The organism is Pseudomonas sp. MPB26, assembly GCF_046605355.1.
Taxonomy (GTDB): Bacteria; Pseudomonadota; Gammaproteobacteria; order Pseudomonadales; family Pseudomonadaceae; genus Aquipseudomonas; species Aquipseudomonas cedrina.
The window spans coordinates 1,010,461-1,036,985 of the sequence record NZ_CP176793.1; the positions used below are offsets into that span (position 1 = coordinate 1,010,461).

The 26,525-nt window shown below is 58.7% G+C and carries 22 protein-coding genes; 7 read left to right on the forward strand and 15 right to left on the reverse strand.

The annotated features are described in order from the left end of the window. Positions 1 to 210: 210 nt before the first annotated feature. From ACLH0H_RS04770 to rplM, 8 genes are all read right to left on the reverse strand, one after another. Positions 211 to 960 carry a FadR/GntR family transcriptional regulator gene (locus tag ACLH0H_RS04770; RefSeq protein ID WP_411382366.1) on the reverse strand — a complete coding sequence of 250 codons (750 nt, stop codon included), beginning with the start codon at positions 958 to 960 and terminating at the stop codon, positions 211 to 213. 156 nt (positions 961 to 1,116) lie between these two features. Beyond that, positions 1,117 to 1,536: a ClpXP protease specificity-enhancing factor gene (locus ACLH0H_RS04775; RefSeq protein WP_076951148.1), complete on the reverse strand. Its 420-nt coding sequence runs from the start codon at positions 1,534 to 1,536 to the stop codon at positions 1,117 to 1,119. 17 nt (positions 1,537 to 1,553) lie between these two features. Beyond that, a complete protein-coding gene (locus tag ACLH0H_RS04780) occupies positions 1,554 to 2,171 on the reverse strand; it encodes a glutathione S-transferase N-terminal domain-containing protein (RefSeq protein WP_027604841.1) in 618 nt (205 codons plus the stop codon). A gap of 149 nt (positions 2,172 to 2,320) precedes the next feature. Further along, the gene (locus ACLH0H_RS04785; protein ID WP_411381180.1) at positions 2,321 to 3,097 is read right to left on the reverse strand and encodes a cytochrome c1; all 777 of its coding nucleotides are present in this window, start codon (positions 3,095 to 3,097) and stop codon (positions 2,321 to 2,323) included. Further along, the gene (locus tag ACLH0H_RS04790) at positions 3,097 to 4,308 is read right to left on the reverse strand and encodes a cytochrome b (protein WP_003171746.1); all 1,212 of its coding nucleotides are present in this window, start codon (positions 4,306 to 4,308) and stop codon (positions 3,097 to 3,099) included. Before ACLH0H_RS04790 ends, ACLH0H_RS04785 begins: the two co-directional genes overlap by 1 nt. Beyond that, positions 4,308 to 4,901, reverse strand: a complete 594-nt coding sequence (gene petA / locus ACLH0H_RS04795) for a ubiquinol-cytochrome c reductase iron-sulfur subunit (protein WP_003188524.1) — start codon at positions 4,899 to 4,901, stop codon at positions 4,308 to 4,310. Before petA ends, ACLH0H_RS04790 begins: the two co-directional genes overlap by 1 nt. A 266-nt stretch (positions 4,902 to 5,167) precedes the next feature. After that, on the reverse strand, positions 5,168 to 5,560 hold the full coding sequence (gene rpsI / locus ACLH0H_RS04800) for a 30S ribosomal protein S9 (protein WP_003171743.1): 393 nt from the start codon (positions 5,558 to 5,560) through the stop codon (positions 5,168 to 5,170). Positions 5,561 to 5,574: 14 nt separating this feature from the next. After that, on the reverse strand, positions 5,575 to 6,003 hold the full coding sequence (gene rplM / locus ACLH0H_RS04805; RefSeq protein ID WP_003171742.1) for a 50S ribosomal protein L13: 429 nt from the start codon (positions 6,001 to 6,003) through the stop codon (positions 5,575 to 5,577). A 249-nt stretch (positions 6,004 to 6,252) separates the two neighbouring features. On the opposite strand from rplM, the gene ACLH0H_RS04810 reads away from it, so the two are divergent. Continuing rightward, positions 6,253 to 7,293 carry an NADP(H)-dependent aldo-keto reductase gene (locus ACLH0H_RS04810; RefSeq protein WP_411381181.1) on the forward strand — a complete coding sequence of 347 codons (1,041 nt, stop codon included), beginning with the start codon at positions 6,253 to 6,255 and terminating at the stop codon, positions 7,291 to 7,293. Positions 7,294 to 7,405: 112 nt separating this feature from the next. On the opposite strand, the gene ACLH0H_RS04815 is transcribed toward ACLH0H_RS04810, so the two are convergent. Then, positions 7,406 to 8,542: an acyl-CoA dehydrogenase family protein gene (locus ACLH0H_RS04815; RefSeq protein ID WP_411381182.1), complete on the reverse strand. Its 1,137-nt coding sequence runs from the start codon at positions 8,540 to 8,542 to the stop codon at positions 7,406 to 7,408. 220 nt (positions 8,543 to 8,762) lie between these two features. On the opposite strand from ACLH0H_RS04815, the gene ACLH0H_RS04820 reads away from it, so the two are divergent. Beyond that, positions 8,763 to 9,683, forward strand: coding sequence for a GlxA family transcriptional regulator (locus tag ACLH0H_RS04820; protein WP_178114970.1), 921 nt, complete (start codon positions 8,763 to 8,765; stop codon positions 9,681 to 9,683). Between the two features lie 129 nt (positions 9,684 to 9,812). Here ACLH0H_RS04820 and zapE read toward each other — a convergent pair whose 3' ends face one another. The 3 genes from zapE to ACLH0H_RS04835 all read right to left on the reverse strand — a co-directional run bounded on the left by zapE (position 9,813) and on the right by ACLH0H_RS04835 (position 12,993). Then, positions 9,813 to 10,907, reverse strand: a complete 1,095-nt coding sequence (gene zapE / locus ACLH0H_RS04825; RefSeq protein WP_411381183.1) for a cell division protein ZapE — start codon at positions 10,905 to 10,907, stop codon at positions 9,813 to 9,815. 79 nt (positions 10,908 to 10,986) lie between these two features. Then, the gene (locus tag ACLH0H_RS04830) at positions 10,987 to 12,339 is read right to left on the reverse strand and encodes a tryptophan--tRNA ligase (RefSeq protein WP_411381184.1); all 1,353 of its coding nucleotides are present in this window, start codon (positions 12,337 to 12,339) and stop codon (positions 10,987 to 10,989) included. Positions 12,340 to 12,363: 24 nt separating this feature from the next. Beyond that, positions 12,364 to 12,993, reverse strand: coding sequence for an alpha/beta hydrolase (locus ACLH0H_RS04835; RefSeq protein WP_411381185.1), 630 nt, complete (start codon positions 12,991 to 12,993; stop codon positions 12,364 to 12,366). A gap of 146 nt (positions 12,994 to 13,139) precedes the next feature. On the opposite strand from ACLH0H_RS04835, the gene ACLH0H_RS04840 reads away from it, so the two are divergent. Next, positions 13,140 to 13,577 (forward strand): YhcB family protein, encoded by a 438-nt coding sequence (locus ACLH0H_RS04840; RefSeq protein WP_017138275.1) that lies wholly within the window; start codon positions 13,140 to 13,142, stop codon positions 13,575 to 13,577. Between the two features lie 196 nt (positions 13,578 to 13,773). Here ACLH0H_RS04840 and ACLH0H_RS04845 read toward each other — a convergent pair whose 3' ends face one another. The 3 genes from ACLH0H_RS04845 to ACLH0H_RS04855 form a co-directional block, all read right to left on the reverse strand. Next, a complete protein-coding gene (locus tag ACLH0H_RS04845) occupies positions 13,774 to 15,498 on the reverse strand; it encodes an ABC transporter ATP-binding protein/permease (protein WP_411381186.1) in 1,725 nt (574 codons plus the stop codon). A gap of 98 nt (positions 15,499 to 15,596) precedes the next feature. Continuing rightward, complete coding sequence (locus ACLH0H_RS04850) at positions 15,597 to 16,157, reverse strand: response regulator transcription factor (RefSeq protein WP_003171731.1); 561 nt, start codon at positions 16,155 to 16,157, stop codon at positions 15,597 to 15,599. Next, positions 16,150 to 17,412, reverse strand: coding sequence for an ATP-binding protein (locus ACLH0H_RS04855; protein WP_411381187.1), 1,263 nt, complete (start codon positions 17,410 to 17,412; stop codon positions 16,150 to 16,152). Before ACLH0H_RS04855 ends, ACLH0H_RS04850 begins: the two co-directional genes overlap by 8 nt. A 205-nt stretch (positions 17,413 to 17,617) precedes the next feature. On the opposite strand from ACLH0H_RS04855, the gene ACLH0H_RS04860 reads away from it, so the two are divergent. From ACLH0H_RS04860 to ACLH0H_RS04875, 4 genes are all read left to right on the forward strand, one after another. Further along, a complete protein-coding gene (locus ACLH0H_RS04860) occupies positions 17,618 to 18,328 on the forward strand; it encodes an SIMPL domain-containing protein (protein ID WP_411381188.1) in 711 nt (236 codons plus the stop codon). 327 nt (positions 18,329 to 18,655) lie between these two features. Next, positions 18,656 to 21,307 (forward strand): dermonecrotic toxin domain-containing protein, encoded by a 2,652-nt coding sequence (locus tag ACLH0H_RS04865; protein WP_411381189.1) that lies wholly within the window; start codon positions 18,656 to 18,658, stop codon positions 21,305 to 21,307. Positions 21,308 to 21,571: 264 nt separating this feature from the next. After that, positions 21,572 to 24,697, forward strand: a complete 3,126-nt coding sequence (locus ACLH0H_RS04870; protein ID WP_411381190.1) for a dermonecrotic toxin domain-containing protein — start codon at positions 21,572 to 21,574, stop codon at positions 24,695 to 24,697. A 141-nt stretch (positions 24,698 to 24,838) separates the two neighbouring features. Then, entirely contained in the window at positions 24,839 to 26,440 is a 1,602-nt protein-coding gene (locus ACLH0H_RS04875) for an ABC transporter substrate-binding protein (protein WP_411381191.1), read from the forward strand. Positions 26,441 to 26,525: the final 85 nt, after the last annotated feature.

Genomic DNA, 26,525 nt, shown 5'->3' on the forward strand with positions numbered 1-26,525 from the left:
AAGGCGCTGCGCTGCGAGGATGTGAGTTGATTATGGGTCACTACACAACCCTGTAGTGAGCGGGCTTGCCCCGCGCTTGGCGGCGAAGCGGCCCCAAACCAGGCGACCTGGTTTTATCTGGAAACACCCTAGTGTCTTTATTGGGGGCGGCTTCGCCACCCAGCGCGGGCGGTGCGACGATTCGACAAGCCCGCTCACCACAGGCGATCCTTAACCCCGCTGAGCCTCCGCCTCTTCATGGGCATGGCGCAGCCTCTCCCGACTATTCGTCAAATGCAGCCGCATCGCCGCCCGCGCCGCGTCCGAATCCTGGCGCGCAATCGCCTCATAGATCTCTTCGTGCTCGCGACTCAGGCGCCCCATGTAGTGCTGCTGGTCATCATGGGCCAGGCGCGCCGAATTCAGGCGGGTGCGCGGAATGATACTGGTGCCCAGGTGGGTCATGATGTCGGTGAAGTAGCGGTTGCCGGTGGACAGCGCAATTTCCAGGTGGAACGCGAAGTCGGAGGCCACCGCGTCGCCGGCGTGCGCCGCGCTCTCATTCAGGGCATCGAGCGCTGCACGCATGGCGGCCAGTTGTTCGTCACTGCGGCGCAAGGCGGCCAACCCGGCGGACTCTACTTCCAGGCTGATCCGCAACTCCAGAATCGCCAGCACATCACGCAAGGTCACCACGGTGGCCGGGTCGATGCGAAAGCCGCTCGGACTCGGCGTATCCAGCACGAAGGTGCCAATACCGTGCCGCGTCTCCACTTGCCCCGCCGCCTGCAAGCGTGAGATGGCTTCACGCACCACGGTTCGGCTGACCCCATGGGCTTCCATGATCGCCGACTCGGTGGGCAGTTTGTCGCCACGCTTGAGCTGGCCGTCGCGGATCTGCTCGGACAACACCGTGACCAATTCCTGGGCAAGGCTGCGGCGCTTGCGGGGAAGACGAGGGGTGGCGGCGGCGTTATCCATGGTGATCCATTTTTCGGCGAACTTGAGCACGCATCATAGCCCATGGCTGTTGTACGATCACCGTCCAGGCACGACTTTCATCCATATCCTGCGCGCAAAAAAATACCCCGACACAGGTCGAGGCATTTTTTTGGCCCGCTCCGAGGAGAACGCCGGTTATTTCACCACTTTCAGGCTCGGCCGGCCGCTGGGACGCGGTGGCTCGGAGTCCGGTGGCGGCAGATCGTCGCCGTCTGTGCTTTCGACCGTTTCATCATCCTCGAAAGGCGATTCCAGATCGAACACCATGCCTTGGCCGTTTTCTCGGGCGTAAATGCCGAGGATAGCGCCAATTGGCACGTACAGGGTGTGCGGCACGCCGCCGAAACGCCCTTCGAAGCTTACCGCTTCGTTGTCCATGTGCAGGTGGCGCACGGCGCTGGGCGATACGTTCAATACAATCTGCCCGTCACTGGCAAAACCCTGCGGTACCTGAACCGCCGGAAATTCGGAATTGACCAGCATGTGCGGGGTGCAATCGTTGTCCACAATCCACTCATAGAGCGCGCGGACCAGGTAGGGTCGACTGGAGTTCATCAGCGGCTCCTTAAGCCTTAGCGCATATCGCGTTCGACGCCAGACAGACTCGCCTGGAAAGCCTCACGCGCAAACTGGCGCTCCATGTAATCAAGCAGCGGCTTGGCCGGCCGCGGCAGTTCAATACCCAGAATTGGCAAGCGCCAGAGTATCGGTAATAGGCAGCAATCCACCAAGCTTTGTTCCTCACTGAGGAAAAAAGGTTTATCGGCGAACAACGGCGAAACGCCGGTCAGGCTTTCGCGCAATTCCTTACGCGCCTGTACCCGTGCGGCTTCTTTGCTGCGCGTATCCAGAATCAAATCCACCAACCCGCACCAGTCACGCTGGATCCGATGGATCAGCAGGCGGCTGTTGGCGCGCGCCACCGGGTACACCGGCAGCAAAGGCGGATGCGGGTAACGCTCATCCAGGTATTCCATCACCACGGTCGACTCCCACAACGCCAGGTCACGATCGACCAGGGTGGGCAAGCTGCCGTAAGGGTTCACTTCGATCAGCTTCGGCGGGTGACGACCCACCTCCACACTGATGATCTCGGCGCTGACACCCTTCTCTGCGAGCACGATGCGTACTCGGTGGGAATAGTGGTCGGCGGGGTCGGAGTAACAGGCCAACCGATTGGTCACGCCCATGGCGGTCCTCCTCGCTTGTTGAAATTATCGAAAGCTCAAAAACGAGCGCGCCCAGAGAGCACCTCTGCAGCATCCGGTACAACCAGATCGCTACGTATTCAGAGATGCCGCTGGGCGCGCAAGATTAACAGCAATTGCTTACGGTTGGATCAATGCACATCCTTCCAGTATTCGCGTTTGAGCAAGTAGGCGAATACGAAGAAGAAGGCCAGGTACAACAACACATAGGTACCGATGCGCTGGTGCTGCAGTTTGACCGGGTTGGCCGAGTAGGCCAGGAAGGTCACGAGGTTCTTGACCTTCGCGTCGAACTGCTCGTCTGTCAACGAACCTGGGGTTTCTATCTTCAGTTGATCGCACGCTTCATGGGTCAAAGGCGTGCCGGTAAGCGGATCGTATTGCTTCTTGCCGTCTTCAACGACCTGGATCTGCTTGCATCCTACCACTTGCTTGCCTTGCAGGCCGACCAGAACGTTCGGCATACCGACATTCGGGAACACGCGGTTGTTCACGCCATAGGGGCGCGCCGGGTCTTCATAGAAGGATTTCAGGTAGCCATAGAGCCAGTCGGTGCCGCGCACACGTGCCACCAGGGTCAAGTCCGGCGGTGCCGCGCCGAACCAGGTTTTGGCGTCGGCAGGCTTCATGCCAATGTTCATGTGGTCGCCGATCTTGGCGCCGGTGAACACCAGTTTTTCCAGCATCATTTCATGCGGGATGCCGAGGTCGTCGGCCACACGCTCGTAGCGCTGGAACTTGGCGCTATGGCAACCCATGCAATAGTTGGCAAAGGTGCGCGCACCGTCCTGCATGGCGGCTTTGTCCGACACGTCGATATCGACTTTTTCCAGCTCCGCGCCGTGCTCGGCAGCGAAAGACAGCAGCGGCAGCGCCGCAAGGATCAATGCAACGAATAACTTTTTCATCAGCCAGTCACCCTTTCCGGAACCGGTTTGGTCTTCTCGAGCCGGGTGTAGAACGGCATCAGAATGAAGTAGGCGAAGTACAGGAAGGTGCAGACCTGCGACAGCAATGTCCGCTCAGGGGTTGGCGCCAGCACGCCCAGCACGCCCAGGATCACGAACGCAATGCAGAACACCCACAGCCAGATCTTGCTCAGCCAGCCTTTGTAGCGCATGGACTTGACCGGGCTGCGGTCGAGCCAAGGCAACACGAACAGCACCGCAATGGCCGCGCCCATGGCGATCACGCCCATGAGCTTGTCGGGGATCGCCCGCAAGATCGCGTAGAACGGCGTGAAGTACCAGACCGGGGCGATATGCTCGGGTGTCTTGAAGGCGTTGGCCTGCTCGAAGTTAGGCTTCTCCAGGAAATAACCGCCCATCTCCGGGAAAAAGAACACGATCGAGCAGAACACGAACAGGAACACCACTACGCCTACGATGTCTTTGACGGTGTAGTAAGGGTGGAACGGAATTCCATCCAGCGGGATGCCGTTTTCATCCTTGTGCTTCTTGATGTCCACGCCATCCGGGTTGTTGGAACCCACTTCGTGCAGCGCCAGGATGTGCAACACCACCAGGCCCAGGATCACGATGGGCAAGGCCACCACGTGCAAGGCGAAGAAGCGGTTCAGGGTGATGCCTGAGATCAGGTAGTCACCCCGGATCCACTGGGTCAGGTCATTGCCGATCACCGGGATCGCACCGAACAGCGAGATGATCACCTGGGCGCCCCAGTACGACATCTGGCCCCATGGCAGCAGGTAACCCATGAAGGCTTCGGCCATCAGCGCCAGGTAGATCAGCATGCCGAAGACCCATACCAGTTCGCGGGGCTTCTGGTACGAGCCGTATAGCAGGCCACGGAACATGTGCAGGTAGACGACGATAAAGAACGCCGACGCGCCCGTGGAGTGCAGCAGGCGCAGGATCGAGCCGTACTCGACGTCACGCATGATGTACTCGACGGAAGCAAACGCCTCTTCCGCCGAAGGGGTGTAGCTCATCGTCAGCCAGACACCGGTAACGATCTGGTTGACCAGCACCAGCAGTGCCAGGGAGCCGAAGAAGTAGAAGAAGTTGAAGTTTTTTGGCGCGTAATATTTGCTGAGATGGTCTTCCCACATTTTAGTGGCGGGGAAGCGCGCATCCACCCAATCCATGAACTTGCTCATCACGCGTTCTCCTTGTCGAGACCAATGACAATGATGTCGTCAGATTCGTAGTTGTGCGGAGGAACCGGCAAGTTCAAAGGCGCAGGCTGGGACTTGTAGACGCGGCCGGCGAGGTCGTAGTGGGAGCCGTGGCAAGGGCAGAAATAGCCGCCGACCCAATCCTTGCCCAAATCCACAGGGGCCACTTCCGGGCGGAAAGTAGGCGAGCAACCCAGGTGAGTGCAGAGACCGACCAGCAGCAGGATCTCCGGCTTGATCGAACGTGCTTCGTTCTTGGCGTAGGCGGGTTGGTCGGATTTCTCGGACGTGGGGTCAGACAACTGGCCCTCGATCTTCTTGAGATTCCCCAGGATTTCCTCGGTACGACGAACAATGAACACCGGCTGGCCGCGCCATTCAGCAATCATCTGCTGGCCTGGCTCGATCTTGCTGACATTCACCTTCACCGGTGCACCTGCGGCTTTCGCCTTGGCACTGGGAAACCATGACCCCACGAACGGGACCGCAGCCCCCACCGCTCCTGCAGCACCCACCACGGATGTGGCTGCTACCAAGAAGCGACGCCGGCCTGCATTCACGCCGTCATTGCTCATTCAGTCCTCTCCCATCAGCTTTTTGGCCTGTTAAATCAGGCGTCTACTAAGTATTGAATCTTTGCTTATAAAAATTTTGCCGAATGGTAATGAAAAGCCCCACGTATGACAAGGGAATTGCCCGGCGCTCAGCCCCCAGGCCTTGTAGTATAGGGGGTCTACGGATGTGGCAAGTTGTCACGGCGATTTTTATGCATAAATCGCAGGCAATAAAAAACGCCCAGCTCCGTGAGGAGGCTGGGCGTTTTTGTGGAACGTAAAGCGAATTAACGCTTCGAGTACTGCGGACGCTTACGCGCTTTACGCAGACCGACTTTCTTACGTTCAACTTCACGGGCATCACGAGTCACGAAGCCAGCTTTGCGCAGAGCGCCACGCAGGGTTTCGTCGTACTGCATCAGCGCGCGAGTGATACCGTGGCGGATTGCGCCAGCTTGACCACTTACACCGCCACCGATAACGGTGACGTAGATGTCGAACTTTTCAACCGTCTCGGTCAGTTCCAGCGGCTGACGAACTACCATGCGGGCAGTTTCGCGGCCGAAGAAGTTGTCCAGAGTGCGGTTGTTGATCGAGATGTTACCAGTGCCCGGACGCAGGAAAACGCGTGCGGTTGCGGTTTTGCGACGGCCAGTGCCGTAATTTTGAGTCGCCGACATAATGAACTATTCCGTTAAAACTTCAGTTCTTGGGGCTGCTGAGCAGCATGAGGGTGTACAGCGCCCGCATAGACTTTCAGCTTGCGAAACATATCGCGACCCAGTGGGCCCTTAGGCAGCATGCCTTTGACCGCGATTTCGATCGGGGCTTCAGGCTTCTTGGAGATCAGGCCTTCAAAGTTGGAAGACTTGATACCGCCTGGGAAACCGGAGTGACGGTAGTACATTTTGTCTTGCGCTTTGTTGCCGGTAACACGTACCTGCTCAGCGTTGATGATCACGATGTAGTCACCGGTGTCAACGTGAGGGGTGTACTCAGGCTTGTGCTTGCCACGCAGACGGCTGGCGACTTCAGTGGCCAGACGACCCAGGGTCTGACCAGCGGCGTCGACGACAAACCAGTCGCGCTGAACTGTTTCCGGTTTTGCAGTAAAAGTTGTCATTCTTTAATAGCCTCAGGGGCCGCCCTGTAAATTAGACGGCGGATCTTACTGAATAGTGCTTACTTTGACAAGGTCAAAGGCAGCCGGATACAGACGCTATCGGGGGCTCGGGTCAGCGCGTCCGTTCAACGGCAAGATTCTTCGGCAGGCGGCGCATCACTTCCACTGCAGAAAGAGGTGGGCAATTATGCAGATTGCGAAAAAAAATTCAACCTGCTTTTATGATTGTTTTCCCTGAAGGAGTACCCGATGGATTATCGACAGCTGGGCCGTACGGATCTGAACGTGAGCGCGATAGCCCTGGGCACCATGACCTGGGGCGAGCAGAACAGCGAGGCAGAGGCCTTCGCGCAGATCGAGCGGGCCAAGGGTGCAGGGATCAACTTCCTCGACACCGCCGAAATGTACCCGGTGCCGCCCAAGGCCGACACCTATGCCACCACCGAGCGCTACATCGGCAATTACTTCAAGAGCCGTGGCGACCGCGCCGACTGGATCCTCGCCAGCAAGATCGCCGGCCCCGGCAACACCATCGACTACATCCGCGACGGCTACCTGCGCCACAACCGCAAGCACATCGCCCAGGCACTCGACGCCAGCCTCACGCGCCTGCAGACCGACTGGATCGACCTCTACCAGCTGCACTGGCCGGAGCGCAGCACCAACTTCTTCGGTCAATTGAGCTACAAGCACAAGGACGAAGACGACCTCACCCCGCTGGAGGAAACCCTCGAGGCGCTGGATGAGCAGGTCAAGGCCGGCAAGATCCGCCATATCGGCCTGTCCAACGAAACGCCGTGGGGCACCATGAAGTTCCTGGCCCTGGCCGAAGCCCGTGGCTGGCCCCGCGCGGTGTCGATCCAGAACCCCTACAACCTGCTCAACCGCAGTTTCGAAGTGGGCCTGGCGGAAGTCGCAATACGTGAACAATGCGGTCTGCTGGCCTATTCGCCGCTGGCGTTCGGCATGCTCAGTGGCAAGTACGAAGGCGGCGCACGCCCGGCCAAGGCACGCCTGACCGAATACAGCCGCTTCAGCCGCTACTTCAACCCGCAGTCGGAAGCGGCGTGCAGCCGTTACGTGGCGCTGGCACGCGAACATGGCTTGGACCCGGCGCAGATGGCACTGGCGTTTGTCACGCAGCAACCGTTTGTGACCAGCAATATCATTGGCGCGACGTCGCTTGCGCAGTTGGACAGCAACATTGCCAGTGCTGATCTGAAGCTCTCGAAGGAGGTGCTGGAAGGGATTGAGGCGATTCAGAAGGATCACCCGAATCCTGCTCCTTGATTGATCTTCAGATCGCTATCGCAGGCAAGCCAGCTCCCACATTTGAATTGTGAACACCGTCAAATGTGGGAGCTGGCTTGCCTGCGATGGCGCCCTCAAAAGCACCACAAGATCAAAGCGCCCGCGCAATGATCTCCTTCATGATCTCATTGGTCCCCGCATAAATGCGCTGCACCCGCGCATCCGCCCAGGCCCGGGCAATCGGGTATTCCCACATGAAGCCGTAGCCGCCGTGCAACTGCACGCACTCATCGAGCACCTTGCATTGCAGGTCGGTGCCCCAGTACTTGGCCATCGCCGCCGTGGGCACGTCCAGCTTGCCGTCCAGATGCAACGCCATGCACTGGTCGACGAACACCCGCCCAATCTGGATCTCGGTGGCCATCTCCGCCAACTTGAAGCGCGTGTTCTGGAAGTCGGCAATCGCCTTGCCGAAGGCCTTGCGTTCACGGGTGTACTCCAAGGTCCATTGCAACGCCGCCTCGGCGGATGACAAGGCGCCAATCGCCACCGTCAAACGTTCCTGGGGCAACTCCTGCATCAGATACGCGAAGCCCATGCCCGCCTGGCCCAACAGGTTTTCCCTGGGCACACGCACGTCCTGGAAGAACAGCTCCGACGTGTCCTGGGCCTTCATGCCCACCTTCTCCAGGCGCTTGCCCTTGGCGAAGCCGGGTGTGTCGGCTTCCACCAGGAACAGGCTGGTGCCCTTCGCGCCCGCCTTGGGATCGGTCTTGGCGACGACGATCACCAGGTCGGCCAGGTAGCCATTGGTGATAAACGTCTTGGAGCCGTTGATCACGTACTCGTCGCCATCCAGCACGGCAGTCGTCTTGACCCCTTGCAGGTCGGAACCCGCCCCCGGTTCGGTCATGGCAATGGCCGTGACCATCTCGCCGGAGATCAACTTGGGCAGGTAATGGTGTTTCAGCGCCTCGCTGCCGTAATGCAGGAGGTAGGGCGCGACAATATCCGAGTGCAGGGAAAACCCGATGCCGGTCAGGCCCAGCCGGCTGATCTCTTCGATCACCACCGCGCTGTACAAAAAATCCGCGCCCAGCCCGCCATATTCTTCCGGCAGGTGGGAACACAACATCCCCGCCTCCCCCGCCTTGCTCCACAAGCTGCGGTCGATATGGCCTTGTTTCTCCCATTGAGCATGGAACGGCGCGGCGTCCTTTTCGAGAAAGGTACGCACGCTTTCGCGGAAAAGTTCGTGTTCCGGGCTGAACAAGGTTCTGGGAATCATGGGTCACCTGCGTGGATTGTCGGACAAAAACCAGCCCAGAGAGACTATGCCCCGAGGGCATCACAGGACACTGGACACATGCGACAAAAAATAAGACGATCCAGCCGTCTGGTGACCACTTTCCCCTATAAGAATAAATGAAATTATGTCTAACCAAATCTCCACGCCCCTGCGGCGCGTCAGCATTTTGGCCATTGATCGGGTATTTGCTTCTACCCTCATGCAAGCCAAGGATTTCTTCCACCTCGCCAGCCTCCGTTACGGCAAGCAACAAGGCCTGGGCCTGACCCCTGCGTTTGAAACGCGACTGGTCAGCCCCGACGGAAAGTCGGTGCGCAGTTTCAGCGATGTGATCATGCCGGTGGACGGCGGCCTGGAAGACGCCGACATTATCGTATTGCCGGCGTTCTGGGATGACTTCGATGCCTTGTGCACACACTACCCGCAAGTGCTGCCGTGGCTGCGTGAACAGCATGCACGCGGCGCCGTGTTGTGCGGCGAGGCCACCGGGGTGTTCTGGCTGGCCGAAGCCGGCTTGCTCGATGGCAAGGAGGCGACCACCTATTGGCGCTTCTTCAACGCCTTCAGCGAACGCTTCCCCAAGGTGCAACTCAACCAGGACAAACACCTCACCGACGCCGATAACCTGTATTGCGCCGGCGGCACCACCTCGGCATGCGACCTCTATATCTACCTGATCGAGCGCTTCTGCGGCGCCAACATCGCCCAGGCCGTGGCCCGCGACATTCTCTACGAAGTGCAGCGCAGCTATTCACCGGGGCGCATCGGTTTTGGCGGGCAGAAGCTGCACCAGGATGTGATCATCCTGCAGATCCAGCATTGGCTCGAAGAGCATTTCGCCGACAAATTCCGCTTCGAAGATGTCGCCCGGGAACACGGCATGAGCATCCGCAACTTCATGCGCCGCTTCCAGACCGCCACCGGCGATAAGCCACTGCATTACCTGCAACGGCTGCGCATCGAGACGGCCAAAGGACTGCTTTCAGGCAGCCGCAAGAGCATCAAGACCATCAGCTACGAAGTGGGTTACGACGACGCGAGCTTTTTTGCGCGGCTGTTCAGGCAGCACACGGAGTTGTCGCCGAACCAGTATCGGCAGCAATTCCAGCAAGCCGCATAACCAAGGATGTACACAGGGCCAATGTGGGAGCGGGCTTGCTCGCGAATGCGGTGTATCAGTCAATACATGTGTGACTGACCTACCGCTTTCGCGAGCAAGCCCGCTCCCACATTGGGTTCCGCGTCGTTCTTACGGTTTGTGCCCGCGCGACAGGAACTCGTGGGATTGCATCTCGAGCAAGCGGCTCAACGTACGCTGGAACTCAAAATTCAAACGCCCCCCCGTGTAGAGGTCCTTGAGTTCGACTTCGGCCGAAATGATCAGCTTGACGTTGCGATCGTAAAACTCGTCGACCATGTTGATAAAGCGCCGCGCGATGTCGTCGGTGGTGACGCTCATCTGCTCCACGCCGCTGAGGATCACCGCGTGGAAGATCTTGCCCAGTTCGATGTAGTCGTTCTGGCTGCGCGGGCCGTCGCACAGTTGGCGGAATTCGAACCAGGCCACGTCATCGCAGGTGCGCAGCGCGATGATTTCGCGGTTCTCGATCATCAACTTGTCGTTTTCCACGGCCTGGGTGCATTCGGGCGTCAAGGCGCGGAAGCTCTTCTTCAGGCTTTCGTGGGCCGCCTCGTTCAGCGGGAAGTGGAACAGCTCCGCTTGTTCCAGGTGACGCAGGCGGTAGTCGACGCCGCTGTCGACGTTGACGATCTCGGTGTTCTGCTTGATCAGCGCAATCGCCGGCAGGAAGCGCGCGCGCTGCAGGCCGTCCTTGTACAAGCCGTCCGGCACGATGTTCGAGGTAGCAACCAGGGTCACACCGTTCTTGAACAGCTCTTCCATCAGGGTGCCAAGGATCATGGCATCGGTGATGTCGGAGACGAAGAACTCATCGAAGCAGATCACTCGCGCTTCTTCGGAGAAACGCTTGGCGATGATCATCAGCGGGTTCTTCTCGCCCGGCAGGGTCTTCATCTCTTCGTGCACGCGCTTCATGAAGCGGTGGAAGTGAGTGCGCACCTTTTCCTTGAACGGCAGCGCTTCGAAGAAGGTGTCGACCAGATAGGTCTTGCCACGGCCGACGCCGCCCCAGAAGTACAGGCCCTTGACCGGCGTGTGGTCTTTCTTGCCAAACAGCTTGCTGAACATCCCCGGCTTGCTTTGCGAGGCCGCGACCAGGTCGTCGTACAGGCGCTGCAAATGACGCACCGCGTTTTCCTGGGCAGCGTCATGGAAGAATTCAGGGCGTTTCAGATCAGCTTGATATCGTTCTAGGGGCGTCATAATTTCGTTAGCAAGGCAACAAAAACGGGCCGTCACTGTAACGACGGCCCCGGATAATGGCAATCAACCCTTGGTCGGGTTAATCCTCGGAAGGGACCAACGCGATACGCAAGGCGGCAATGGCGGCATCGCGGGAGGCGCTGTCGGCGAACTCGGCGCTGTCGGCCACAACGGCATCGTCCAGCCACACACTGAAGCTCTGGGCTTGGGTGCGTATGTCCAAATGACCGCTTTGCAATTGCTTGGTCACCGCGCCCGCCGCTTTGCCGTCGGCGAAGTTGCGCGACAGCAGCAATTGCTCGCCGTCAGCAGCCAACAGGCGGAAGCGGAAGCTGCCGTCGTCTTCACGGAAGCTTACGAAGCGCGCAGCTTTCGCTGCTTTCTTCTTGGTGGCGACCGGCGCGGCAGCCTGGTTGACGAACGAACGCAGGCCCACCGCTTCACGCAGCTCGGCCAGGAACGGTGCCGCAACCGCACGGGCTTTTTTCGCGCCGACCAGCAGCAGATCTTCCATGTCCGATGGGCGCGACATCAGTTGGTGATAACGCTCGCGAGCTTCGCCCAACTGGCCATCGAGCAGCTGGAACAGACGATTCTTCGCCTCGCCCCAGCCCAAGCCTTGCAGCAGTTCGCCACGGAATTCTGCTTCCTGGGCCTTGCTGGCAAACGCCTGGTACAAGGTGAACAGGTGCGAGTTGTCCGGGTCCTTGGCTTCGCCAGGCGCGCGGGAATCGGTGACGATCCGCGAGATGGCGTCTTTCATGTCCTTGGCGCTGGTGAACAACGGGATGGTGTTGTCGTAGCTCTTGGACATCTTGCGGCCGTCCAGGCCCGGCAAGGTGGCGACGCTTTCTTCGATCAACGCCTCGGGCATGGTGAAGAATTCCTTGCCGTTGCCGAACAGGTGGTTGAAGCGCTGGCCGATGTCGCGGGCCATTTCCACGTGCTGGATCTGGTCGCGACCGACCGGCACCTTGTGCGCGTTGAACATCAGGATGTCCGCCGCCATCAGTACCGGGTAGCTGTACAGGCCCATGGTGATGCCCGCGTCCGGGTCTTCGCCGGTTTCCACGTTCTTGTCCACCGAGGCCTTGTAGGCGTGGGCGCGGTTGAGCAGGCCCTTGGCCGCCACGCAGGTCAGCAGCCAGGTCAGCTCGGGGATCTCAGGGATGTCCGACTGGCGATAGAACGTCACCCGGTTCACATCCAGGCCACCGGCCAGCCAGGTCGCGGCGATTTCCATGCGCGAGCGCTGGATGCGCTGCGGGTCATCGCATTTGATCAGGGCGTGGTAGTCGGCCAGGAAGTAGAAGGAGTCGGCATTGGCGTCTTCGCTTGCAAGGATCGCCGGGCGGATCGCACCGGCGTAGTTGCCCAGGTGGGGCGTGCCGGTGGTGGTGATGCCGGTGAGGATACGGGTACGCGTCGTCATGGGTAATCGCTTATCAGACTGCTGTCAATTCGAGAGGCGCGGCAGCACCAGATCCTTGAGATCGGTGAGCTTGCCATGGAAAAAGTGTCCGCATTCTGCCACTTTCAGCAGCTCATGGGGGCGATTCAACGCCGCGGACCAGTCGTAGACCAGCTGCGGGTCGACCACTTCGTCGGTTTCCGGCTGGATCAGCGTCAAGGGACAGCCCTGGGGAAGCGCGTCGGTATCGCGCAGACGCATCACAGCTGCCGCAATCATGAACAAATGGGACAGTTTTTCGCCCTTGGCTTCCAGGCGGCCGCCGAGGCTGGCGGCCACATAGCCGCCAAAGGAAAAGCCGAGCAAGGTGAGCGGCAGGTCGGGGTGTTTTGCCCGCAGCCAGGCGGCGGCGGCTTCGGCATCGTCGACTTCACCGGTGGCCATGTCATGGGAACCGGCACTCGCGCCGACGCCACGATAATTGAAACGCAAAGTAATCAAACCGGCATCGCGGGCGGTGCGTTGCAGGGTCGATACCACTTTATTGAGCATGGTCCCACCCTGCACCGGGTTAGGGTGGCAGATCAGCGCCAGGCCACGTGGCGCGGGGTGATCCAGGTACAGGGCTTCCAATTGGCCTACCGGGCCATCGATCAAAACGGGGGTTTCACGCATGAGCAAGGGATGAACTCCGTGACCTCTCAAAGGGTCGACTCGTCTAGCTAAAGTCTGTGCATGGCATCATTGCGAGCTTAATCGCGGTATACAGCGCAGGTTTGAGCCGTTAACGTAAAGCAAAGCCGTTTATAGAGGAAGGACTCGTGGAACACTCGCTCTTAGTTTGGTTGTTGCCGACTCTTGCCCTGGTTGCCGGTGTCGCCATTGGATTCCTGGTTGCTCGCCTGCTGCCGAATGCCGCGCCTAACCGCACGCAGCGTCAGCTGGATGATATCCAGGAACGTTTTGACAGTTATCAGAACGAGGTTGTTACCCACTTCAACAGCACCGCGACCCTGGTCAAGAAGCTCACCCAGAGCTACCAGGAAGTACAGGATCACCTCGCCGATGGCGCCAACCGCCTGGCCCTCGACGACATCACCCGCCAGCGTCTGCTGGCCGCGCTGCATTCCGATGCACCGCAAGCGCCACGGGAACGCCTGACCCCTCCCCGGGAAAACCAGGAGCCTCCACGGGACTACGCGCCAAAAACGCCGAACGCTCCAGGCATGCTGGATGAGCATTACGGCTTGAAGAAGTAAGGCGCTTCAAGCAACACAAAAAGCCCGGCTGATCGATGATCAGCCGGGTTTTTTGTTGGGCAGGCACTTTAAGAACACCTTAGATCCAGTGTGGGAGCTGGCTTGCCTGCGATAGCGGTGGGCCATTTGATACACCTGCTACTGACACACCGCCATCGCGGGCAAGCCCGACTCCCACATTGAACCGCGCATGGTTTTAAGTCACTTGCTGTTCCTGCAACCACCCGCCTTCAATCCGCACATGCCGCCCATGAAAGCGCTTGAGGCTGCTGCGATGCCCGACGCTGACAATACTCAGCCCCGGCAACTCATCGATCAGCGCCTGGTACAGCGTCGCTTCATCCTCTTCATCCATCGCCGACGTCGCTTCGTCCATGTACAGCCACTGCGGCGCAAACAGCAAGGCGCGGGCAAAGGCCAGGCGTTGTTGTTCACCCGGCGAGAGCATGCGCTGCCAGTGATTGGCTTCATCCAGCCGACCCGCCAGATGCGGCAGGCGGCAGGTTTGCAGGACCTGTGCATAACGTGCTGCCGGATAGACGCTGTCGTCCTGTGGATAACTCAACACCGCCTTCAGCGTGCCAATCGGCAAATACGGCTTTTGCGGCAGGAACAGATAGCGCACCGCTGGCAACTGGATACTGCCGTGCCCCGCCGGCCATAAATGGCCCATCGCGCGCAATAACGTGCTTTTACCGCTGCCGGAACGCCCGCTGAGCATCAGGCGCTCACCCGGCTCCACACACATGTTGGCGTCCGTCAGCAAATGGCGGCCATCGGCCAGGTTCAAGCCCAGCCCCTGCACCACGAGGCGATCGCCCTGCGCGTGCACATCGATAGTCGCCGGACGTTGCTCGTTGTCGTTCATGGCCTGCTGGAAGCTGAGCAGGCGGTCACTGGTTGCGCGCCAGGCGGCCAGGTCGGTGTAGGCGCTGATGAACCAGCTGAAGTTGCCCTGCACATTGCCGAACGCCGAGTTGATTTGCATCAGTTCGCCCAATTCGATCTTGCCCGCGAAATAGCGCGGCGCCGCCACGATAAAGGCGAAGACGATCGCAATCTGTTCGTAGCCGGCGGTGAAGAACGTCAGGCGCTTGGACACCTTCATGATGTCCCAATAGTTATGCCAGACCTTGCCGAACCGAGCGCTCAAGCGCTGCTTTTCGTTAGGTTCGCCGTTGTACAGAGCGATGCTTTCGGCATTCTCTCGCACCCGTACCATGGAGAAGCGCAGATCCGCTTCAAACCGTTGCTGCTGGTTGCTCAGGCCGATCAAGCGACGGCCGATCAAATGGGTCAGCCAACTGCCGACACCGGCGTAGACCAATGCGCACCAGAACATGTAGCCGGGGATGGTGATACCAAAGACGTCAATGCTGCCCGACACGCCCCACAGGATCACGGAGAACGACACCAGGCTGACGACATTGCGCAACAGCCCGAGGCCCAGGCCCAAGGTGTTTGAGGTGAAGCTGTTGAGGTCTTCGGATATGCGCTGGTCCGGGTTATCGGTGTAACCGCCCTGCTCCAGCTGGTAGAAGTTTTTGTGGTCGAGCCAGCGCGCAAAATGCTTCTCGGTAAGCCAGGCGCGCCAGCGAATGGTCAGCATCTGCGTCAGGTACAGACGGTACACCGCGCCGAGAATGGCCACCGCCGCGATACCGCAGAAATAGCCGATCAATTGCCAGAAGGCCGCCGTATCCTTTTTTTCCAGGGCGTTGTAGAAATCCTTGTACCAGTGATTGATCCACACCGAAATCGCCACGCTGAACAGCGACAGGGCAATCACTGCACCGAGCAACAACCAGGCCTTGCCCTTCTCTTCACTGCGCCAATACGGTGTGATCATCGCCCAGGTTCGGCGGAAAAACCGCCCACGCACAGCATCGTTGACCGCGGAGTACTCAGCGTTCTGATTCATCGTTCAGGCTCGGTAGGAAAACTTACAGGCGTTCGAACCGATCATAGGGGATCGGTTCATGGCGCTGTACGGCCTGAAGCAGACTGTTCAGCTTAGGTTCAGCGTCGTACCGGACGCTTTTGCAGTTTGCGCTGCAAGGTACGGCGGTGCATGCCCAGGGCGCGGGCGGTGGCGGAGATATTGCCTTCGTGCTCGGTCAACACACGCTGGATGTGTTCCCACTGCAGGCGGTCCACCGACATCGGGTTTTCCGGCACCAGGGTGTCGAGGTCGGCGTGCTCGGAGAGCAAGGCGGCCAGCACATCGTCGGCGTCCGCCGGTTTGCACAAATAGTTGCAGGCGCCCCGCTTGATGGCTTCGACGGCGGTGGCAATGCTCGAGTAACCCGTGAGGATGACCACGCGCATTTCCGGGTCGAGTTCCAACAGCTTGGGCAGCAGCACCAGGCCGGAGTCGCCGTCCATCTTCAGGTCGAGCGCGGCGTAGTCCGGCAGGTCGGCCTGGGCGATGGTCAGGCCTTCCTCGGCAGACCCTGCGGTGCTCACGCGAAAACCGCGACGGCTCATGGCACGGGCCATCACGCGGGTAAAGGTAGCGTCGTCATCTACCAGCAACAGGTGCGGCAGTTCTTCGCCTTCGACTTGGATCTCGTCACTCATCGATATCTCCTCGTGCGACACGGGGCAGGCGCAGCTCGGTGAGCGTGCCACCTTCCTCATGACTATAGAGCTTCACTGAGCCGCCCGCGCGGGTCACGCTGGCCTTGCTCAAAAACAGGCCGAGGCCGAAGCCTTTGCCCTTGGTGGTAAAGAAGGGCTTGCCGATCTGCTCGGCGATGGCCAACGGCACGCCTGCGCCGTGGTCACGAATACTGATGGTCACGTTCTCGGCATCCCAATCCAACTCTACGCCAAGGCCCTCGGGGCAGGCGTCGGCGGCATTGTTCAGCAGATTGAGCAGGGCCTGGGTCAAATCCGGTGGCGGCGCCATGCGCGGCACGCTGCCCTGGCCCAGCAGATGAAAGCGGTAACTGGCCTCGGGGCGCATCAAGTGCCAACGGTTCAGCGCTTCGTCGAGCCACTGGGTCACGTCCTGCATCTCTACGGCCAGGCGACGATTGGCTTCAGCGGCGCGCACCAGTTGCTGCAAGGTCTGCTTGCACTGCTTGACCTGTTCCTGCAACACGCTCAGGTCATCCTGCAGGGCCGGGTCATGGTGGTCCTGGGTCATTTCCTTGAGCAGCACGCTCATGGTGGCCAACGGCGTACCCAATTCATGGGCGGCGCCGGCGGCCTGGGTAGCGACGGCGAGCAGTTGCTGGTCGCGCAGGCCCTCCTCACGGCGGATGGCGCGCAGTTCTTCCTGGCGACGCAGCTCTTCGGCCATGCGCGCGGCGAAAAAGGTGATGACGGCGGCAGACAGCGCAAAACTCAACCACATGCCGTAGATCTGCAGGTTTTCCCGGGCGATCGGGAAGGTTTGCAGCGGATAGAACTGCGCCAGCAGCAGGGTATACAGGGTCAGGGCGATGCCCGACAGCACCACCGAATAACGCCACGGCAAGGTCACGGCGGCGATGGTCAGTGGCACCAGATAATAAGAAACAAACGGATTGGTGGAACCGCCGGAGAAATACAGCAACACACTGTGGATAAACAGGTCGCAGGCCAATTGCAGGGCGTATTCCAGCTCGGTCACCGGCCACGTGGTGCGCAACCGGATGGCGGTGAACACACAGAGCACGATGGAGAAACCGAGGGTCACGCCCAGTTGCAGCCACGGCAGGGGCAGCAGGTCGAACCAATAGGCGAGCCCGACGGAGCCGGCCTGTGCGGCCAGGACCAGGGTTCGAATGAACGTCAGGCGCCAGAGGTTCTGGCGGGTGGCGGAAGTCAGTTTTACGGCGGCGAGCATGTGCTCTCCCGTTGAGCGCTGCAGGCGGATCGGCAGGAGTATAAACGAAGCAGGCCTGCTGGCACGGCGCGTGTGGCTCTTTGCCGCAGGCCAGGCGAACGACCGTTCGTCGGCGACGCCACAACCTGTAGGTAATCTGTAAACCCGAAGAACCCGACGCCACCGTCTACAGTCTTAACCAGCACTCATATACCAAGGAGCTCTCATGCCTCGTTTCTTTCGCAGCGCAGCCGTTATCGCCCTCAGCACCAGCGTCCTCGCCAGCCTTCCAGTCATGGCCGCCGATGAGCTGCATTACAACCAGATTTCCCTGCGCGCCGAGGTCAGCCAGGAGGTGGCCCGCGACAAGATGATCGTCACGCTGTACACCGAATCCCAGAACGGCGACCCGGCCAAGCTCGCCGCCGAAATCACTGAAACGATGAACAAGGCCCTCGGCCAGGCCCGTGAAGTCAAAGCCGTGACTCTGCGCCAAGGTAGCCGCAACAGCTACCCGATCTACGACAACAAGAACCAGAAGATCACCGGCTGGCGTGAACGTGCCGAACTGCGCCTGGAAAGCGCCGATTTCCCGGCACTCTCGAAACTGACCGGTGAACTCCTCAACACCTTGAAAATGGACAGCATGGACTTCGCCATCGCCGACGCAACGCGCAAGAGCAGCGAAGATGCCCTGCTCAAGGACGCAGTCGCCGCGTTCAGGGCCCGCGCGCAACTGGCCACCGACGCGCTGGGGGGAAAGGGTTACAAAATAGTGAACCTGAACTTCAACACCAATGGTTACCCACAGCCGTTTGCCCGGGGCGGGGCGATGATGATGAAAGCCCAAATGGATTCAGCGCCGACGCCTGAAGTCGAGGCCGGCACCAGCCAGGTCAGCATGAGCGCCGACGGGGTAATCGAAGTCCTGCAATAACCTGCAATAGGAAAAGGCGGCGCTGCCTTGGGTAAGCGCCGTTTTTTTATGCAACTTATTCGCCCCCAGGACGGCGGAACGCTGACGGGTCCATAGCCCACGCACATAGCGACCCCTGAAAGACGCCCAGTGCGTCCAACTTCCAGAGAGCCCTGCGTGATGATAACAACCGCACCTGTCCCCGTTCGTATGCCAACGCACGATCAACCCAAGACCGCGAATACGCCAGACGTTACCGCTCCGACTCACCCCACTCCCCGTCAAAAAACCCCAAACCGGCGCAATCACCATGAGACCCTGATTCCTGGCCTCCCCTACAACAAGCAAGTGGACAAGTTCGTCACCACTGCCACCGCCGACTTCAAGACGCCCAGCCAAAGTACCGCCGACATCATCCGGGCCGAGCTGAAGAAACGCTGGGGCAAAGACATAGACCCCGACAACACCTTCATTACCACGCTGAACTACGACCCCAAGAAGCCCAAGCCCCGAGGCGGCAAGGTACTCAACCAGATGTCCCTGACCCAGGCAGCCCTGCATAACGCCCAGCGCGCCAATAAGAATGATGAGCACCAGACACCGGATGAAAAACAGCGCTCGACCCTGCACACCTGGCTGCAACGACTCGCCCCGCTGGCTCCGCTACCGGCAGTGATCGACGCCATCGACACCAAGGTGCATGAGCAAAAAACCTACGAGGGCATCTTTATCGGCGCCGATCCCGATCGCCATCAGTTTTACAACGAGCGAACGCTGCTGCGTCACACGCCTGCCGCGTTCCGTGACATCGTGTGGAACACCGAACTGAAGCAGCCCTACACAGAGTTCTTGAACAAGTTCTGGCCTGCCCATGAGCAAAAATATGCGCAAACCGCCAAGGCCTCGTTTATCGGTGCCGCCCTGGCCCAGTTCAATAATGACAGCCTGAGCGAGCACGCCACCAACCTGATCATGCGCGCGGCCGGCGTACCGGAAAACACCACCTGGTCGACCCTGACCCTCGACGAGCTGAAAGCCCCGCCTGCCAAGGACCCAAATGTGGAAATCGGGCTGCTCAAGATCAACGGTTTCCAAGCCACCGACCTGCTGTACATCACCGACAAAACACCAAAAATCGGGGCTGACGGCAAGCCGGGCAACCCCACGCTGCTGTACATCCCCGGCAACTCTTCGCCGATTCACAGCTTCGACAGCCCGGCGCAGATGAAAAGCTGGCTGGCCGAGCAAGCCGCCGACCCGGTCAAGCGTGAAGCCTTGTCGATGCACTTCAAAATGCGCGATCAGGCCAACCGGTTCTTTTCCGAAGGTGTCAATCAAGCATTGGTCGGCATCAGTGGCTGGTCAAAAAAAGACGCCTCTGATGCAAGCATCACTGAGCGCTTGAATGAATACGACCCACAAACCTTCATCACCACCGAACCGCTGTTCGAAGACCCGTTCAAGGTGATTGCCCAACGCCAGAAAGAGCGTTCGTACGCCGATGCAGAGACCGAAATAACCACCGACGGTGATGTCACCAAGGCGACCATTCTTGAGGTCCTGGAAACGACCACCAAGATTGCCCTGATGCTGACGCCGCTCACCCTGGTGATGCCGGAAGTGGCGGTGGCCCTGGAGGTGTTTTACGCCGCCGCAGGCGCAGCCGAGGCCGGGATCGGCGCCGATGACCTCAAACATGGCAAGCCGGGCGGAGCCGACCATATTGTGTTTGGCGTGCTGAACGCGCTGCCGGCCGTAGCGAGTGGTGCATCCAGGGCGATCAAGGGGGTGACGGCAGGCGAAACGGCTGCCGGCAAATCGCTGAAGGAGTCGGTGCCGGCCAAAAGTGAAATACCCGGCGAAGCCATCGCCAACCGTCTCCAGCCGTCCCAGGCCGCCAATATCAGTGCCCACGCCGCGCCTGATAGTGCTCGGATTCTTGAACGAGCGACGGTCAACACCAAAGGGATTTATCAGTACAAAGACGCTGCCGAGGTTGATCACTGGTATATCCAGTACAAGGACGCCACGGGCGTTTCCAGGCTTTACGAGATCAAGAGTGATTTCAAGCTGAGCAATGACTATGTGCAGATTATCGATCCGGCTACGCGCAAGCCGGTACAGACGGTTCATGCTGTGGGTAACGGGCAGTGGGCTGCGATCAAAGGAGATGGCGGTATATGGCCATGGAAACGTCCGTCTTCACCAACGCCAAGTATCGACCCCAAGCTCCCGCCACAAATTGCAGATCACTTCCTTGAGTTGAACGGCGCGAAAATGAAAGGCGCCGAAAAACTGGACGAGTATTTGAATCTCGATGCCAACTACCCATACACCTATGGCGTTGCTGTAACCGAAGACGGAGAGGTCGTACCGCAGATTTCCTGGACGAGCGCAGAAGACCCGGCCAAAGCAACACCGCCACCAGAAGCCAACGATTTGAGTTTTGGCAAGAACCCGTACAGCGATCAATTTATTGCTGACTTGAATCGCACAAAATTGACACTGCAAAAACCTGACGGAAGCATACTGGAAATTGATACCGGCGCTGACGTAAGAGCATTCGAACTTCAAAAAGGCCGTTTTGCATCACCCGAAGAAATTATTGCGATTAAAAAAAGGAGTATTGAAGCTATTGAGAAATTCATACCCGACCCTGAACTAAGGGCCCGAATGTCTCAAGTGTCGAATCAATGGATATTAGGTTCGGGTCCGGACGAGTTCCAAACACCCCGACTGAAGGGGACGGTCTTCGCAAGCGGGCGTGACCCGCACTTTTTCGTCTACTTTGACCCCGCTAATAAAGTAACTACCGTCACCGGAAAAGCCGACATGATTCTTAGCAAGTTAGACGGCCGCGAGCTTGAAACCATTACGGACATACAGGCCAAGTCTTCCAAGACACTCACCATAAGCGCCAGCAACGAACTCGGCAGCGGCGGTTATGTCATCGAACCCTCCGCACCGACGCGCATAGAAATCACGCCAAAGCTGGACTGATAAGCGCAGCCTCAACCAAGCACCTGTGAAGGGCGGTAACCTCGGTTACCGCTTTTTTTGTTTAAGCAGTCTTGTGCGGCTGCCACTTCAGGGGCCTCCACGTAAAGAATCGCCTTAAAAAGAGGACGGATTTATTTTTTCCGAGTGTCGGCCACGTCATATATCGCAGCGTATTCGTCGGAACCCACAACCCGGCCCGCGTTACATAAACCATGCCGCAGCGACAGGGAGTACTGCGTTTGTTTATTTTACGAGGCCCCAAATATGTCTATCACTCCCCACTACGCGACTTCTTTCCCGTCACAGCACATCAGCGATGTATCGACCCGGTCGAAGAGGGAAACCAAATCAACTCCTATACAGGTAACGCAAACAGAAACGGGAGCGGCGGCATCCGCATCCCCTCACGAGAAAGCGCTGCTCGATGCCTACCTCAAGGCCGTGCAGAGCAAAGCGCTTCACGGCAATGCGGGGCTGGTAAAGGTCCCGCCCGAGAGCACCCTGGGCCAGTGGCTTGAACTGTACCGCGCGCAATTGGAGCATCCGGTTGTTCAACATTGGTTGCGCGAGCAGAAAATCGACCCCACTAGCCTGCTTTCTATCGATCCGTTCAAAGGCACCCTGTCTGCCGATGCGGGAGGCACGGTTAAAACCTTTTCACCCTCTGATGCATCAGGCTGGGGGCAGGTTTCAGGACCAATCTTAGCCGCAGCGAAAGTCATCTGGCCAGAGGACAAGGGCGTTTTACGCGTACGATTAGGCGATGGTTTCAATGAGGTCAGTGCAAAGGTGGTGGCGAATTTCCAGGGCATACCGCTACCTGCCAATCCCTCCCAGGCCAACGCGCAAATCAGGCAGCTGCAAGGCAAGGATGCCTTTGACCCTATTGCCGTAGACGACCGCACGCGCCCTGCCGGCAGCCGCTCGCCGCAAGCGTTGGACATACAAAAACAACAAGCCGCCATCTACTACCGCAGTGCCCCGCAGGCATTGGAATATAAGCGCCTGGCCGTCAACGTCGGCACCCACCTGCCCAATACACGGGCGGAAGCGAAAAAATGGGCAGAACAGATTATTTTCCAATTGACCGGTAAACAGGTCGACGCGGACACGATCTACTTGAACCGTTTCAAAGGCGCCAACACACCACTCTCATCTGACACCGCCACCGTGACTGGCTGGGAACACAGTGATGACGACCTGGCCTCCTCGCAGCGCTTGCCGGACGCCTTGCTGAAGAACTTCAACGAGCATGATGGTGTTCCCGGCAATCTGGATCAGGAAGCCGGCCTGTACATGAACGGTCCCGGCCAAGGCGCTACAAGTGGATATGGGTCCCACAATCAATTCCCCCTCGCGCCGTCCGCGCTCATGCACGCGAGCTGGAAAACTGACTTCCAGGCGCAAATGACTCAGAAAATCGACCATTTCTGGAATACCCAGACCAGCGACTATGAGACCGTTATCAAAGGCGAGTTCGTCCACCAGGCCCGCAAGCAACTCAAGGACAATGAAGCCAGGCCACCCGCCGAGCGCACGTTGCAAGCCCCCGAGCATAAATTCAGCCGCGAAGACTACCGCCTGGTGATGGGCGCAGCCTCCAACCTGTCAATTGATGAAAAGACGCCACTGACCGTCGAACAACTCAAGGCCAAGGCACCGGCAAAAGACCATGTCCAGGTACATGCTCTTAACATCCACGGCTTCACTTCCAGCGACATTCTGCGATTCAGCGCCCCCGACGATGGCCGCCAGGTACTCTACATACCAGGCGCCGAGCCGGCCTTTCTGACGTTCGATTCTCTGGAAAAACTGAACCAATGGATTGTTGAGCAAACCAAGGACTCCAAAAAGCGCGAAGCGTTGGCTGCGCATTTTCCGTTGATCTATCGCCAGGACCATGAGGCCGGCTTTGCTGCCCGCGCGGCAGAAGTACTGATGCCCGTTCTGTGGTTCACACACGTGGCAGATAAGACAGAGGGCCTGGATACCCACTTTGAAAAGATGGCCAACGGCACATTGAAAGACCCGGCGGTCAATAACAATCACTCGGCAATCGAAGAGGACGTATTTTCCACACTGGCAACGTCTGCCAAAGAGCGCATGAAAAGCGACGCCGACGTTGTGATCAAGTCCAACAGCGAGGTGATTCGGGACACTTGGCTCAACGACATTACTGTAGCCGCAGGTTTATTGGCGAAGCTGGCGCCCATCGCAGCGCCGGCAGCGGCCATCGCGGTAGTCACCGGCCTGGCCGAAGTAGCCTTGGGCGCGGAAAAAGCCTCGTCCGGCGACACCGAGGCAGAACGTAAGGACGGAGCGTCCAAGGCTTTCGATGGCGTCCTCAATACACTGTTTTCAGTCGGTGGTTTCGCCGGGGAAGCTGAAGATCCTTATGCATCGCCGGAGCAAAAGTTACCGGTCAGCCCCAGGAGCCAAAAATCCTTCAATGGCTTTACCGATCGGGTTTACGGCTGGTTGAACAAAGGGGAGGCGCAACCCGGCCTCACGAAAAAGGAGTTCGAGGATTTTCAAACAAAGTACAACGCCTCACGCACGCCGAACAACCGGGCAAACTTTGATAATGGCTATAACTCAGGTAATTTAAATGACGTGCCCGGGTACAGCGCCTCCATGACCCTCCCCGATCTCATGAAAATGGCCTCTGAACCTTGGCGGTCGGCCGAACAAGTCGGCACCTTGTCGCGAGCCATCGAACGCCTGAAAATAAAATTGATTCAAGAAGCCTATCCCGCGTTTCAACGCGATATACAAAGCGCTGGCGGCAGTGTGACGCCCATGCCTCAAGAGTTTTACCTGAGCCAGGCTAACCTTGCTTCTCAGGGCGAATGCGCTGCAATGAGCAATACCATTGGGATGGCGCTTGAGTCAGGACAGGAAAGGACCTTCCTGGCCAATTTATTCAAAGCGGCGGCCAGCCCCAATGATGCCGCCAGCGCCAACTTCATAAAGAAACTGAGCACGCTTCAGACGGCGATGGGGACGGAGCTGGAAGACGTCCATGCGGCCCCCTTCAGGCAGGTAGCGTATAGCGAAATCATTGCAGACTTGGCCAACGCCGCCGACTCAAAGGCCCTGCGAATCACTTCGACGGACCATGCCGTTCTGGCCGGTGTAAACATGGAAGGCGAAACCCCAAAATGGTTTTACTTTGATCCCAACTTCGGCCTGGCGACATTCGATAATCCGCAGGCCTTCGAGCGTGGGATGGAGCGCGTCCTGAACAGGGGCACAAGCCCCTTCAGGCTCCGAGCACTTGGCAACAACCCGGCGGTGCCGGAATACACGATCAGTGAGTTCAAGAGTCAGGACTACGCTGGCAATAGCCTTGCGCCCATCATGAGGAGCTTATTCACCCAAGAGCTGTAGACACCCAGGCGATGCACAACACGTCTGTATCTACACGCCATGATCAATCGCCTCTTACCTGAGACCCTTGAACGACGGTAACCTCGGTTACCGTCGTTTTCGTTTGCGCAACTGCATATGCCTGCCACTTCAGGGGTCTCCATGGAAAGAATCGCGTTGAAACCGCTCCTCCTCGCTGCAGGCCTCATGGCCTTCATGCCCATGACGCACGCAGCCACCACCCTGGTCTACTGCTCCGAAGCCAGCCCCGCAGGTTTCGACCCCAGCCAGTACACCAGCGGCACCGATTTTGATGCGTCCGCCGAAACCGTATTCAACCGCCTGACCCAGTTCAAGCGCGGTGGTACCGAAGTCGAACCGGGCCTGGCGAAGCGCTGGGAAGTGTCCGAGGACGGCCTGGCGTATACGTTTAACCTACGCGAGGGTGTCAAGTTTCATACCACCGATTTCTTCACGCCTACCCGCGACTTCAACGCCGATGACGTGCTGTTTACCTTCAATCGCCTGCTCGATGCGGACAACCCGTTTCGCCAGGCTTATCCGTCGGAGTCGCCATATTTCACCGACATGGGCTTGAACACCACGATCAAGAGCGTCGACAAACTCGACGGTCACACCGTGCGCTTCAACCTCAATAACGTCGATGCGTCATTCGTGCAAAACCTGGCCATGAGCTTCGCCTCGGTACAATCGGCTGAATACGCCGCCCAACTGCTCAAGCAAGGCAAGGCCGAAGATATCAACCATAAACCGGTGGGCACCGGGCCCTTTGCGTTCAAGCGCTACCAGAAAGATTCGCAGATCCGCTACGTGGCCAATAAAAGCTACTGGAAACCCGAGGATGTGAAGCTCGACAACCTGGTGTTCGCCATTACCCCGGATGCCGCGTCGCGCCTGCAGAAGCTCAAGGCCGGCGAATGCCAAGTCAGCGGCTATCCGCGCCCCGCCGATATCGAGGTGATGAAGCAGGACCCCAATCTGCGCGTGCTGCAACAAGCCGGTTTCAACCTGGGCTTTCTGGCCTACAACGTGACCCACCCGCCGCTGGACCAACTCAAGGTGCGCCAGGCGCTGGACATGGCGATCGACAAGCCGGCGATCATCAAGGCCGTGTACCAGGGCGCCGGGCAATTGGCGCAGAACGCCCTGCCGCCTGCGCAGTGGTCTTATGACCCGACCATCAAGGACGCGCCGCACGACCCGACCAAGGCTCGGGCGCTACTAAAAGAAGCAGGGGTTGCACCCGGCACCACCATCAACCTATGGGCGATGACCGTACAACGCGCGTCCAACCCCAACGCGCGCATGTCCGCGCAAATGATCCAGCAGGATTGGGAAAAGGTGGGCATCAAGGCCAACATCGTCAGCTATGAGTGGGGCGAATACATCAAGCGCGCCAAAAACGGCGAGCACGATGCGATGATTTACGGCTGGACCGGCGACAACGGCGACCCGGATAACTGGCTGGGCGTGCTCTACAGTTGTGCCGCAGTCAAGGGCAGCAATTACGCTAAATGGTGTAACCCGGCCTACGACAAGCTCGTACAGCAAGCCAAGGTCAGCAACGACCGCGAGCAGCGCATCAAGTGGTATCAACAGGCGCAGCAAATCCTTAAAGAACAAGTACCTATAACGCCTATTGCGAACTCGACGGTTTTCCAGCCGCTGCGCAAGGAAGTCAAGGACTTCAAGATCAGTCCGTTTGGGCTGACGCCGTTCTACGGCGTGAGTCTAGATAAGTAACAGCCGCGCCCCAACCGAGTGCACTAGACGCCTCGGCTGGGGCTTTTTGGTGCGAAGCGTGCACCGAAAAAACCCTCGAAATATG